The organism is Arthrobacter dokdonellae (assembly GCF_003268655.1).
Taxonomy (GTDB): domain Bacteria; phylum Actinomycetota; class Actinomycetes; order Actinomycetales; family Micrococcaceae; genus Specibacter; species Specibacter dokdonellae.
Genome location: NZ_CP029642.1, coordinates 2,027,175 through 2,039,609, shown reverse-complemented (window position 1 = coordinate 2,039,609; position 12,435 = coordinate 2,027,175). Strand labels below are relative to the sequence as shown.

Here is a 12,435-nt window from a genome sequence, read left to right as displayed (position 1 = left end):
GGCACGCAGTGCCCATGCTTCCCCGCGAAGGGGCGGGCGGCGCAAAAACGCGCGGGCGGGGCGGTTGCTACTTGCTTTGCCCGAGCGCCCCCGCGACGAGGAACGCCATTTCGAGGGACTGCTTGTGGTTCAGGCGGGGGTCGCAGACGGATTCGTAGCCTGTCAGGAACGCTTCCTGGTCGATCGGATCCGCGCCACCAAGGCACTCGGCGACGTCGTCGCCGGTCATCTCCACGTGCAGTCCGCCGGGGAAGGTGCCCAAGGCCTGGTGGACTTCGAAGAAGCCGCGCACCTCGTCGATGACGTCGTCAAAGTTGCGTGTCTTGTAGCCGTTGGGAGAGGTGACGGTGTTGCCGTGCATGGGATCGGTCACCCACAGCACCTGTGCGCCGGAGGCGGTGACCTTCTCGACCAGGCGGGGCAGCTTCTCGCGGATGTTGGCCGCGCCCATGCGCGTGATGAACGTCAGGCGGCCGGGTTCGCGGTTCGGGTCGAGTTTCTCAATCAGGCGCAGGGCGTCGTCCGGGGAGGTGGACGGGCCCAGCTTCACACCGATGGGGTTGCGGACGCGGGAGAGGAAGTCCACGTGCGCCTGGTCCAAGGCGCGGGTGCGTTCGCCGATCCACAGGAAGTGGGCGGACGTGTCGTAGGGCGTCCCGGTCCGTGAGTCGATGCGGGTGAGCGCGCGCTCGTAGTCCAGGAGCAGGGCCTCGTGGCTGGCGAAGAACTCTACCGTCTTCAGCGCTTCGAAGTCGGCCCCGCAGGAGGCCATGAACTTGATGGCACGGTCGATGTCCTTGGCGAGCTTCTCGTAGCGGCTGTGCGCCGGGTTCGAGGTGAAGCCGCGGTTCCATTCGTGGACCAGGCGGAGATCGGCGAAGCCGCCCTGCGTAAAGGCGCGGATCAAGTTCAGCGTGGAGGCGGAGGTGTGGTAGGCCCTGAGCATGCGCGAGGCGTCGTGCCTGCGCGATTCGGGCGTGAATTCAAAGCCATTGACAATGTCGCCGCGGTACGCCGGGAGCGTGACGCCGTCGCGTGTTTCGTCGTTGGAGGAACGCGGCTTGGCGAACTGCCCCGCCATGCGGCCCATCTTGATGACCGGCAGCTGCGCCCCGTAGGTGAGCACCACGGCCATCTGCAGGATGGTCTTGACACGTGCGCTGATCCTGTCTGCCGTGGCGGCCTCGAACGTCTCGGCGCAGTCGCCGCCCTGGAGCAGGAACGCCTTGCCCTGTGCGGCCTGGGCCAGGCGGGAGCGCAGCACGTCCACCTCGCCGGCGAAGACCAGTGGCGGCAGTGAGGAAAGCTCCTTCACGCTGGCGGAGAAGACATCGGGGTCGGCCCAGGAGGGCTGCTGCGCGATGGGGAGTTCGCGCCAATCGTCAAGGCCGGGGTACACGGCTGCGCCGGGGATGGATACGCCGGCGGCAGGTGCGGGCATTGCTGGGATCTTTAGGTCAGTCACACTTCAAGGGTATCGCTCCAAGGCGCCATCGCGCCGAACGCGTCCGAGTCATGAGACGGCGGGTACCCGCCGAACCCGCTGCGCGCTTTAGCACGACGCCGGCACCCGGTGCGCGCTGCCGGCTGCCCGCTGCTGTTGAGCGCAGCCGGTTGCCCGCTACTGTTGGGGCGTTTCCGGCGGGACGGCCTCGCCGGCGGCACCGTCATCGACCGACGCGTCGGCGTTAGGGTCCCCGGCGTTTGAGTCCTCGATGGCACCGTCCTCGGCCGCGAGGCGCGGACGTGGAGGTTCAACTTTTGCGCCAATGACGGTAACGGTTCCGGGCGCCACGGTGGTGGCCGGATCGACTCTGACGGCGTCGCCGGCTTTGCCCTCCGGGACCTTCCCGGCACCGGCCTTGGCGCCGGCTGCCCTGCCCGCCTTCTCCGCCTTTTCCGCCGCGATCTTTTCCTTCACTGTGCTGGCATAGGAATCCACGTACTCCTGCCCGGAAATGCGCATGAGTTCGTACATGATCTCGTCCGTCACGGAGCGCTGCACGAACCGGTCGTCCTGCAGGCCCTGGTAGCGGCTAAAATCCAGGGGCTCGCCAAAAATGACGCCCAGGCGGCGGATGTTGGGGATGCGCTTGCCGATCGGTTGGACCCTGTCGGTGCCGATCATGGCCACCGGGATCACGGGCACGTTCGCGGTGAGCACCAGCTTCGCCACGCCCACCTTGCCACGGTAAAGCCGGCCGTCGGGGCTGCGCGTGCCCTCCGGATAAATGCCCAGCAGGCCGCCGCCGTTGAGCACGTCGACGCCGGTCTGGAGCGAGTTGGCGGAGGCCTTGCCGCCGGAGCGGTCCATGGGCAGCTGGTTGGTCAGCTTGAAGAACGCGGCCGTGAGGCGCCCCTTCAAGCCGCGGCCTGTGAAGTAGTCGCTTTTGGCCAAAAACACCACGGGCCGCGGCACCATCAGCGGCATGAAGATGGAGTCCGAAAAGGACAGGTGGTTGCTGGCCAGCACGGCCGGCCCCTCCGCAGGCAGGTTGTCCAGCCCCTTGGTCCACGGGCGAAACAGAATTCTCAGGACCGGTCCGAGGAAAATCTTTTTAAGCACCCAATAAATCACTGTAAAGTTCCTCTCCGGCGGGGCCGGGGTCAGCCAGGCGTGGTCAACACGTCCAACCGCATCGACCATAACAACAGTAGTCTAGTGAGGGAGGCGACACAGGAGGCCACGTGGGCGTGCGTCACCCTTGGTGTCTGCACAGCCTTGGCGCATATACTCATGGCACTTGACTTGACGGAGGCCCCATGACGACGGCGCAAGCGTTCCACTCTGACGGACATGGCAGTTTGGCGCGGGTCGGGGTGGCCGTGTGCCACGGCTTCACCGGCTCACCGGTCAGCGTGCGTGCCTGGTCTGAGTTCCTCGCCGACGCCGGCTTCTCCGTGAACATGCCGCTGCTGGCGGGCCACGGCACCACCTGGCAGGACCTCTCACGCACGCCATGGGAACACTGGTACCGGGACTTTGAAGCCGCCTACCTGGAACTTTCCTCCCGTTGCGACACCGTTTATGTCGCCGGCCTGTCCATGGGCGGCACCCTGGCGCTGCGGGTGGCGGCCAAGCATGCCGTGGGAGGGGTCGCCGCCGTCAATCCCGTGCTCACGTTTGGCGACCCGCGGGCCAAATATTCCGGCCTGCTCAAACACGTGCTCAAAAGCACGCCAGCCATCGGAGATGACATCAAGGCGCCGGGCATCACCGAAGGCGCGTATGCGCGCACGCCCGTTGCGGCCGTCCATGAGCTGGGCAAGCTGCTCGCGGACACCATCGCGCTGCTGCCAAGCGTGGTGGCGCCCACCCTCGTGTTCCGTTCCTCCGTGGACCATGTGGTGCCGGAGTCCAGCATGGCCCTGCTGAAGGCCCGCATCGGCGCGGAGAAGTTCGAGGTGGTGTCCCTCGCCAACAGCTACCACGTGGCCACGATGGACAACGACGCCCAACAAATCTATTCCCAGTCCAGTGACTTCTTCCGGAGGCAAGCACGTGCAATCTGACCACGGCCACGACACCCCGAGCACGGGTGGCCACGACAGCGACGAGGCAGCGTGGCTCGACCTGGTGGCGAGACTGCAGGAACCCGACGACGTCTTCATGGCTGGCCCGGACGACGCCGGAACGCCCGACAACGCCGCACCGGCAGGTGGCGTCGAAGCGCCCGGCGGCACACCCGGGGAGGGACACGCGCCGCCGGCCGGAGATGCCGGAACATCGGGCGTCATGCCCGGCGACGCCCCGGCGCCCGGCGACGCGATCCGGGCCAAGGGCGTGGACGATTTCGATCCCCTGGGCGTGTGGGGCCGCCAGCTGTCACCGGCGCCCCACGAGCCGGGGTTCGACAACGTCCCCGGCGGTGCGGGGACGCTGGGCCCGCGGGACTACGAAGCTGAGGACCTGGAAGGGGAATTTGTCCCGGGCGAACCCCCCAGCCTGGCCGGTGCCGATCCCGCCGTCGTACTGTCCTGGATCGGCGCGGCCGGCGGACCCATCTTTCTGGTGCTGGCCGCCATCTTCTGGCGCGGAATGCCGCTGGTGGGCGTCATTGGCGTGATCCTGGCCTTCCTGGCAGGCACGTCCTACCTGATCTATCGCCTGCCCAAGAACCGCGACCATGATGGCGGCGACGGCGCCGTCGTCTAGGTGGGCGACGGCGGGCGGGCCTAGGCGTGCCTGCGGCGGGCGCTCCTTTGGCGCCTTCGCCGCACGCCGAGCCTGTCGGACTGGCGCAGCCGGGAGAGGTCCGCTGCCCCGATCAACCCGGCGGCGGGACCAAGCTGCGCCCCTGTAATGACCGCCTCCTGGCGGAAGCCCCGGCCGGTGAGGTTTTTGGCATAGGCGCGCCGCGCAGGGGCCAGGAGGAGGTCTCCGGCCGCGGAGAGTCCCCCGCCAATGACAAACAGTGCCGGGTCCAGCGCCGCGGCCAGGTTTGCGATGCCCAGGCCCAGCCAGTCCCCCACCTCCTCCACAAGTTCCCCGCAGGTCGCCTCCCCGGCCAGCGCCAGCTCCGTCACCAACGTGCCGGTGATGTCTGCGGCGTGGCCGTCAACGGCGGCCAGCAGTTCGGCCGCCATCGGGGACTTGGCCAGCGCGAGCTCCCGCGCCTCCCGGCCCAGTGCGTTGCCGGAGGCGTACTGCTCCCAGCAGCCGCGGTTTCCGCACTCGCAGCGGTGTCCGCCGGGCATGATGATCTGGTGTCCGAACTCCCCCGCCATCCCGAAGCTGCCGCGCTCCACGCGCCCGTCCACCACCAGCGCGCCGCCGATCCCGGTGCCCAGCGTCAGGCAGACCAGCCGGTCGCGGCCGCGACCGGCACCAAAACGCCATTCGGCCCACGCAGCAGCGTCTGCGTCGTTGGCCAGTGTCACCGGCCGGTTCAAGAGGGATTCAAGGTTTTCCCGCAGCGGCTCGTTGCGCCAGGCCAGGTGCGGGCTGAAGACGACCGTGCCGCCGTCGAGGTCCATCCATCCGGCCGCGCCGATGCCCACGCTGTGCAGGTCGTGACGCGCGCCGAGCTCGTGGACGAGTTCCACGATGACGGCTTCGACGGCGCGTGGGTCGCGGCCTGGAGTGTCGCGCCGGAGCTCCTCGCGGATGTTGCCCAGTCCGTCCACCACGCCGGCGGCGACCTTGGTTCCGCCGATGTCTACGCCCAAGGCGAGGCTTCCGCCGACGGCCGCCCGCCCTGGAAATCGCAAGGTGGGCCTGAAGACGGGACGGGGCTGCTGCATTCCTATGATTCTAGCCACCATCGGCAGCGCCCCCCCGGATTGAATGTGTGATGCAAACAACATAAAGTTACTGACGAGTAACTTATCCGGTCCGCCAGACCCTGGCGCCCCCCGGATAGAGTAAGGCCAAACCTTACTTGGACTGTCGTCAGCAAAGGAGCCAAAGTGCGCGAGATAACCGTTCCGGCCCAGGTGGTCAGCCCGAGGACCATGAACACCACCGACTTCGTGCTGCGCCAGGCGCGGCTGGAATCAAATCCTGCGTTGTTCTCCCGCCGCAATGCCGACAACGTTTGGGTTGACATCTCCGCCAAGGAATTCCACGCCGACGTGTGCGCGATCGCCAAGGGCCTGATCGCCTCGGGCATCCAGGTGGGCGAGCGCGTGGGCATCATGGCCCGCACCCGCTACGAGTGGGCCCTGGTGGATTTCGCGATTTGGTTTGCCGGCGCGGTGTCTGTGCCAATCTACGAAACGTCCTCACCGTCGCAGGTGGCCTGGAACCTGGGCGATTCCCAGGCCGTGGCCGTCATCGCCGAATCGGCCGGCCATGAAAACGTGATCCGCCAGGCCGCCCGCGATGAGGGCCTGACGGCGCTCAAGGACGTGTGGCAGATGGAGGGCGACGGACTGGACGTCCTGCGGGACGCCGGCCGCGGCGTGCCTGACGACGTCCTGGAGGTCCACCGCACCTCCAACGGCCTGGACGACGTTGCCACCATCATCTACACCTCCGGCACCACCGGCCGGCCCAAGGGCTGCATGCTCATGCACCACAACTTCGTGGACCTGAGCGAAAACGCCCTCGCCGTGCTGGGCAAGGACGTGGTCCCGCCCGGTTCGCAGACAGTGATGTTCCTGCCCATGGCCCACGTCTTTGCCCGGTACATCTCGGTGCTGGCCGTCGCCGCCGGCGCCAAGGTGGGACACACCCCGGACATCAAGCACCTGCTCGAGGACCTGCAAAGCTTCAAGCCCACCTTCATCCTTGCCGTGCCCCGCGTCTTTGAAAAGGTGTACAACTCCGCCGCCCTCAAGGCCGAGGGCGACGGCAAGGGCAAGATCTTTGCCGCGGCCGCCCAGACAGCCATCGACTTCTCCCGCGCCAGCCAGGGCGGCAGGGTCCCGCTGGTGCTCAGGGCCCGGCACGCGCTGTTCGACAAGCTGGTCTACGGCAAGCTCCGCGCGGCCATGGGTGGCGACGTCCGCCATGCCGTCTCCGGTGGCGGGCCCCTGGGCGAACGCCTGGGCCACTTCTTCCACGGCATCGGCCTGCAGATCCTGGAGGGCTACGGACTGACCGAGACCACCGCGCCCATCACCGTCAACCGCCCCGAACGCATCAAGATCGGCACAGTCGGCGCACCCCTGCCGGGCAACGCGGTCAAGATTGCGGACGACGGCGAGATCCTCACCCAGGGAGTGTGCGTCATGAAGGGCTACTTCGGCCGCGACGACCTGACGGAAGAAGCCTTCGTGGACGGCTGGTTCCGCACGGGAGACGTCGGCGAACTCGACGACCAGGGCTTTTTGAAGATCACGGGCCGGAAAAAGGAAATCATCGTCACGGCCGGCGGCAAGAATGTGGTCCCGGCACTTCTGGAGGACCAGATCCGCGCCGACGCGATCGTCTCGCAGTGCCTGGTCATTGGCGACAACCGTCCGTTCATCGCCGCCATTGTCACCCTGGACGAGGAAGCCCTGCCGCAGTGGGGCCGTCACCACGGCCTGCCCGAGGGCATCACGGTGGCCCAGGCGGCCAAGGAACCGGCGGTCATTGACGCGGTCCAGCGAGCCATCGACAAGGCGAACGGTTCCGTTTCGCAGGCTGAGGCGATCAAGGCGTTCCGGATCGTCGATACCGATTTCACCGAAGCCTCGGGGCACCTGACGCCATCCATGAAGGTCAAGCGGGCCCAGGTCCTGAAGGACTTTGACACCGTCGTGGAGGATATCTATGCCGCGAGGAAGCCCCACTAAGGGCGCTGCAACTCCGTCACCACCAGCGCAGCCAGCTCCTTGACGGCGAGTCTGGTGGCGGGCCGCAGCTTGTCCAGTTCAACGCGCGAGCCCTCCGCCAGGTGCCTGTCGTAGGGAATGCGCAGCACATTGCGCACCCGGGACTTGAAGTGTTCCTCGATCTGGGCGATGTCCACCTGGGTGTCCCCGCCTGACATGTTGACCACCACGATCGCGTTGGCGACCAGGTCGTGTCGGCCATGGGCCTCAAGCCAGGACAACGTCTCCGAGGCGAGCCGCGCCTCGTCTACGCTTCCGCCGGAAACCAGCACCACGGCGTCGGCCTTCTCCAGCGTCCCCTTCATGACCGAGTGCACCATGCCGGTGCCGGAGTCGGTCAGCACGATGGAGTAGTACTTGCTCAGGATGTCCGTGACGGCGCGGTAGTCGGCATCGTCAAATGCCTGGGCCACGGCAGGGTCGGTGTCGCTGGCGAGCACATCAAGCCGGGAGCCGTCACGCGCCACATAATTGGACAGCTGCGAGAAGGTGGTGACGTTAAAGCGGTCCCTGACCAGGTTCCGGGCGGTGAAGTCGGCACTGCCGGGCGAGCGGTCGGACAGCGTGCCGCGGTCCGGGTTGGCGTCCATGGCGATGACCCGGTCCTCACGGGTGTCGGCCAGGACCATGCCCAGCAGCGTGGTGACGGTGGTCTTGCCCACGCCGCCCTTGCGGGACAGCACGGGCACAAAGCGGGTGCGCTCCCCCAGCCGCGAGGAAATCAGGTTGTCCTGCGCCCGCTCCAGCCGGACCTTGTCCGAATCCCCCACGTTGACCGAGCCGAAGGATGCCTTGTACAGCCAGAGCCGCCAGCCGCCCACGGGAGGCGCGGCCGCCTTGTTCAAGAGGCGGTCGCTGGTGAGCGCGGCCGCGGGCTCCGGGCCGTCCTCACGCTGGCGGCGCAGGCTGGCGCCGGGATGGGGCGGCACCGCCGCCTCCGACGGCGCCCCCGACGCCGCGCTGGTGTCCTCCCCTCGCGGTGCCGCCGGTTCCGGAGTGGCCGCCGTCGCCCCGGGTGACTTTTGCCCCAGGGGGGCCACAGTGGACTGCGGCATGTTCGCGGCAGCGGGCGGCGCTGCGGCGGACCCGGCGGCAGGCACGGTAGCCGGATGGCTCAGCACAGTCGCCGGAGTGACAGGCGCAATGACCTGCACCGCACCGGTGGAAGCGGGGTCGCCGAAAGGCGCGGACAGTTCCAGCCCGGCGTCGGCCCCGGCGGCGGCTGAGCGGTTGGAAACGTCCATGGTGGCCTCCGCTGCCGGAGCGTCCGGCACTCCCGGCTCTGTTGCTTCGGGTGCGTCCGGCTCCGGCGCCTCAGGTGCGTCCGATTCCTTCGTGCCCGTCTGCGTGGTCTCGGTGCCGTCCAGCACCGGCGCGTCGGGGGTTTCAGGCTCCGGGGCCTCCGGCGCCGCGTTCTGCGCCGGCTTGCTCTTCTTGTTCGCCATGTCTCCACTACCACTCAAAATGCCGCCGCGGCCGGAAGGAATTTTCCGGCCGCGGTTGCGGTGCTCATTGATTTTCAGTGTAGCGCAGCGTGCGGGGAACCGGCCTGCCGCGGACCGTGCGTGCCGGACCGGTCAGCCGGCCACCACGACCAACAGGTCCCCGCCCTGCACCTGTGCCACGCCGTCCACGGCGAGCCGGGAGACGGTGCCGGCCACCGGCGTCGTGATGGACGCCTCCATCTTCATGGCTTCGATGGTGGCCACGGTGGCGCCGGCCTCCACGGCGTCGCCCACGGCCACCTTCAGGCTGACAGCGCCGGCGAACGGTGCGGGGATCTGTCCGGCCACCGCCGCGTCCGCCTTTTCCGCGGCCTTGACGGTGCTTTCAACGCTGCGGTCGCGCACCACCACCGGACGGCTTTGGCCGTTGAGCTTGCAAGTGACCGTGCGCATGCCCTTTTCATCCGGCTCCGAAATGGTCTCCAGGGAGGCGATCAGGCGGACGCCGCGGCCCAGCGCCATGACGTGCTCCTGGCCGCGCTGGAGCCCGTACAGGTAGTCGCGCGTATCCAGCACGGACACGTCGCCGTACGTCTCACGGACCTTCGCGAAGTCCTTGGTGGGCCCGGCAAACAACAGCCGGTTCAGGGCTGCGCGGCGGCTTTCGCTGTCCCCGGCCAGTTCTTCGCTATCCTGCGGGCTGAGCGTGCCCCTGCGCTCGACGACGGTGCGGCCCTGCAGTGCCTTGGTGCGGAACGGCTCGGGCCAGCCTCCGGGGGGCGTGCCGAGCTCGCCGCCGAGGAAGCCCACCACGGAGTCGGGGATGTCATAGTTCTGCGGGTTTTCCTCGAAGTCGGCGGGGTCGGCCTTGAGGCCCACCAGGTGCAGGGCGAGGTCGCCCACCACCTTGGACGACGGCGTGACCTTGACCAGGTGCCCCAGGATCCGGTCGGCGGCCGTGTACATGTCCTCGATTTCCTCGAAGCGCTCGCCCAGCCCCAGCGCGATGGCCTGCTGGCGCAGGTTGGAGAGCTGGCCGCCCGGGATCTCATGCTGGTATACGCGTCCGGTGGGCCCGGCCAGGCCGGACTCAAACGGGGCGTACACGCGCCGCACGGCCTCCCAGTACGGTTCCAGGGAGCTGATCGCGGCCAGGTCGATTCCCGTGTCGCGTTCGGTGTGCGCCAGTGCCGCGACCAGGGCCGAGGCGGACGGTTGGCTGGTGGTGCCGGCCAGCGAGGCGGAGGCGACGTCGACGGCGTCGACCCCGGCGTTGATAGCTGCCATCAGGGTGGCCAGCTGGCCGCCGGCCGTGTCGTGGGTGTGCAGGTGGACCGGCAGGTTGAAGCGTTCCCGCAACGCGGTGACCAATGTGGCCGCGGCGACCGGGCGCAGCACTCCGGCCATGTCCTTGATGGCCAGAATGTGGGCGCCGGCGTCGACGATGCGCTGGGCCAGGGCCAGGTAGTAGTCGAGGGTGTAGATGTCCTCGGCCGGATCCAGCAGGTCGCCGGTGTAGCAGAGGGCCACCTCGGCCACAGCGGTGCCGGTGGCGCGGACGGCCCGGATGGCGGGCTCCATCTGGTCCACGTCGTTCAGGGCGTCAAAGATGCGGAAGATGTCGATGCCGCTGGCGGCCGCCTCCTGGACAAACGCGTCGGTGACCTCCGCCGGGTACGGCGTGTAACCGACCGTGTTGCGGCCGCGCAAAAGCATCTGCAGGCAGATGTTGGGCAGCGCCTCGCGCAGCTGGGCCAGGCGCTCCCAAGGGTCCTCGCCCAGGAAGCGCAGGGCGACGTCGTACGTGGCGCCGCCCCAGGCCTCCACCGAGAGCAGCTGCGGGGTCAGCACGCTCACGGCAGCGCCGGCCGCCACCAGGTCCCGGGTGCGCACGCGCGTGGCCAGCAGTGATTGGTGGGCGTCGCGGAAGGTGGTGTCCGTGACGGCCACGGCGGTCTGCCGACGCAGCGCGGCGGCAAAGCCTTCCGGACCCAGCTCGGCCAGCTGCTGGCGCGAGCCGGCGGGTGCGGTGGCCACCTCGACCTCCGGGAGCTTGCGGGCGGGGTCTTCGTGGACCGGCAGCGCGCCGTTGGGCTGGTTGACGGTCACCTCGGCCAGCCACGTCAGCAGCTTGGTGCCACGGTCGGAGGAGACGCGGGCGTTCAGGAGCTCGGGGCGTTCCTCAATGAAGGACGTGGCGACGTCGCCGGCGTTGAACGCCGGGTCCTCCAGCACAGCCTGCAGGAAGGGGATGTTGGTGGACACGCCGCGGATGCGGAACTCGGCCAGCGCGCGGCGGGCACGGGCCACGGCCGTCTTGTAGTCGCGGCCGCGGCAGGTGAGCTTGACCAGCATGGAGTCGAAGTGCGGGCTGATTTCGGCGCCTGCGTAGATGGTGCCGCCGTCGAGCCTGATGCCTGCGCCGCCGGCCGAACGGTAGGTGGTGATTTTTCCGACGTCGGGCCGGAAGCCGTTGGCGGGGTCCTCGGTGGTGATGCGGCACTGCAGGGCGGCCCCCTTGACGTGCACGCTGTCCTGGGTCAAACCAAGGTCGGCGAGCGTTTCGCCCGCGGCGATGCGCAACTGGGCCTGGACCAGGTCCACGTCGGTGATTTCCTCGGTGACGGTGTGCTCCACCTGGATGCGCGGGTTCATTTCAATGAAGACATGTTGGCCGGCCCGCTCCCCCACGGTGTCCACGAGGAATTCGACGGTTCCGGCGTTGACGTAGCCCATGGCCTTGGCGAACTTCACGGCGTCCGCGTGCAGGGCCTTGCGGATGTTCTCGTCGAGGTTGGGGGCGGGGGCGATCTCCACGACTTTCTGGTGGCGGCGCTGCAGCGAACAGTCGCGCTCAAAGAGGTGGATGACATTGCCTTCGGCGTCTGCCAGGATCTGCACCTCGATGTGGCGCGGGCGAAGCACCGCCTGCTCCAGGAACATGGTGGGGTCGCCAAAGGCGGCGTCCGCTTCGCGCATGGCGGCGTTGAGGGCCTCGGGGAGTTCCTCGCGGGTGTCCACCCGGCGCAGGCCGCGCCCGCCGCCGCCGGCCACGGCCTTGGCGAAGACCGGGAAGCCGATCTCCTCCGCAGCCGCAATCAGCGTGGCAGGGTCGGCGCTGGGCTCGCTGGACTTGAGCACCGGGATGCCGGCCTCGCGGGCCGCCTTGAGCGCCTGGAACTTGTTGCCTGTCATCTCCAGCACCGCGGCGGGCGGCCCCACAAAGGTGATGCCTTCAGCGGCCGCGGCCGCGGCCAGGCCGGGATTCTCGGACAGGAATCCGTAGCCCGGGTAGATGGCATCCGCGCCGGCTTCCTTGGCGACGCGGATCACCTCCGCCACGTCAAGGTAGGCGCGGACGGGGTGTCCCTCCTCGCCGATCAGGTATGCCTCGTCCGCCTTTTGACGGTGGATGGAGTTGCGGTCCTCATGGGGGAAAACGGCAACCGTCTTGGCGCCGAGCTCGTAGCTGGCACGGAAGGCACGGATGGCAATTTCGCCGCGGTTGGCGACCAGAATCTTTGAAAACATGTCACTCCTGTGTGAAACGCCGGCATGGCGGCCCGCCGGCCGCTGTGGCAGCAGGCGGGCTGGTGGAAATGATGGTTCCGGAAAGGTGGCTGGGGTGACCCCGGCGCCCCATGGGCGGTAGCGCGTCTGAATCGTTGCTTTAGAAATAACTAAAGTGGTGCCAGTCTGGCCCCACGGCCCCCGGAGCGCCAAATGG

The 12,435-nt window shown here is 68.2% G+C and carries 8 protein-coding genes; 3 read left to right on the top strand and 5 right to left on the bottom strand.

Annotation, left to right across the window (positions count from 1 at the left end; all coding sequences use genetic code 11):
* Window positions 1-67 precede the first annotated feature (67 nt).
* A complete protein-coding gene (locus DMB86_RS09070; protein WP_113717484.1) occupies window positions 68-1,441 on the bottom strand; it encodes a class II 3-deoxy-7-phosphoheptulonate synthase in 1,374 nt (457 codons plus the stop codon).
* 180 nt (window positions 1,442-1,621) lie between these two features.
* Window positions 1,622-2,578: a lysophospholipid acyltransferase family protein gene (locus DMB86_RS09065; protein ID WP_113717483.1), complete on the bottom strand. Its 957-nt coding sequence runs from the start codon at window positions 2,576-2,578 to the stop codon at window positions 1,622-1,624.
* A gap of 185 nt (window positions 2,579-2,763) precedes the next feature.
* Between DMB86_RS09065 and DMB86_RS09060 the strand changes: the two genes are divergently transcribed.
* Together DMB86_RS09060 and DMB86_RS09055 are read left to right on the top strand one after the other, a co-directional pair.
* On the top strand, window positions 2,764-3,513 hold the full coding sequence (locus DMB86_RS09060; RefSeq protein WP_113717482.1) for an alpha/beta hydrolase: 750 nt from the start codon (window positions 2,764-2,766) through the stop codon (window positions 3,511-3,513).
* The gene (locus DMB86_RS09055; RefSeq protein WP_113717481.1) at window positions 3,503-4,156 is read left to right on the top strand and encodes a hypothetical protein; all 654 of its coding nucleotides are present in this window, start codon (window positions 3,503-3,505) and stop codon (window positions 4,154-4,156) included. The genes DMB86_RS09060 and DMB86_RS09055 overlap by 11 nt, the downstream gene beginning before the upstream one ends.
* A 20-nt stretch (window positions 4,157-4,176) precedes the next feature.
* On the opposite strand, the gene DMB86_RS09050 is transcribed toward DMB86_RS09055, so the two are convergent.
* The gene (locus DMB86_RS09050) at window positions 4,177-5,244 is read right to left on the bottom strand and encodes an ROK family glucokinase (protein ID WP_113717480.1); all 1,068 of its coding nucleotides are present in this window, start codon (window positions 5,242-5,244) and stop codon (window positions 4,177-4,179) included.
* 165 nt (window positions 5,245-5,409) lie between these two features.
* Here DMB86_RS09050 and DMB86_RS09045 point away from each other — a divergent pair, with 165 nt between their 5' ends.
* Window positions 5,410-7,224, top strand: coding sequence for an AMP-dependent synthetase/ligase (locus tag DMB86_RS09045; RefSeq protein WP_113717479.1), 1,815 nt, complete (start codon window positions 5,410-5,412; stop codon window positions 7,222-7,224).
* Here the strand turns inward: DMB86_RS09045 and DMB86_RS09040 are convergent.
* Window positions 7,221-8,708, bottom strand: a complete 1,488-nt coding sequence (locus tag DMB86_RS09040) for a nucleotide-binding protein (protein WP_113717478.1) — start codon at window positions 8,706-8,708, stop codon at window positions 7,221-7,223. The genes DMB86_RS09045 and DMB86_RS09040 overlap by 4 nt on opposite strands.
* 132 nt (window positions 8,709-8,840) lie before the next feature.
* Window positions 8,841-12,239, bottom strand: a complete 3,399-nt coding sequence (locus DMB86_RS09035) for a pyruvate carboxylase (RefSeq protein WP_113717477.1) — start codon at window positions 12,237-12,239, stop codon at window positions 8,841-8,843.
* Window positions 12,240-12,435: the final 196 nt, after the last annotated feature.

Excerpts from the sequence above, each read along its gene's own strand:
- DMB86_RS09070 (WP_113717484.1), bottom strand. The coding sequence starts at position 1,441 with ATGCCCGCACCTGCCGCCGGCGTATCCATCCCCGGCGCAGCCGTGTAC.
- DMB86_RS09060 (WP_113717482.1), top strand. The coding sequence starts at position 2,764 with ATGACGACGGCGCAAGCGTTCCACTCTGACGGACATGGCAGTTTGGCG.
- DMB86_RS09050 (WP_113717480.1), bottom strand. The coding sequence starts at position 5,244 with ATGCAGCAGCCCCGTCCCGTCTTCAGGCCCACCTTGCGATTTCCAGGG.
- DMB86_RS09040 (WP_113717478.1), bottom strand. The coding sequence starts at position 8,708 with ATGGCGAACAAGAAGAGCAAGCCGGCGCAGAACGCGGCGCCGGAGGCC.
- DMB86_RS09035 (WP_113717477.1), bottom strand. The coding sequence starts at position 12,239 with ATGTTTTCAAAGATTCTGGTCGCCAACCGCGGCGAAATTGCCATCCGT.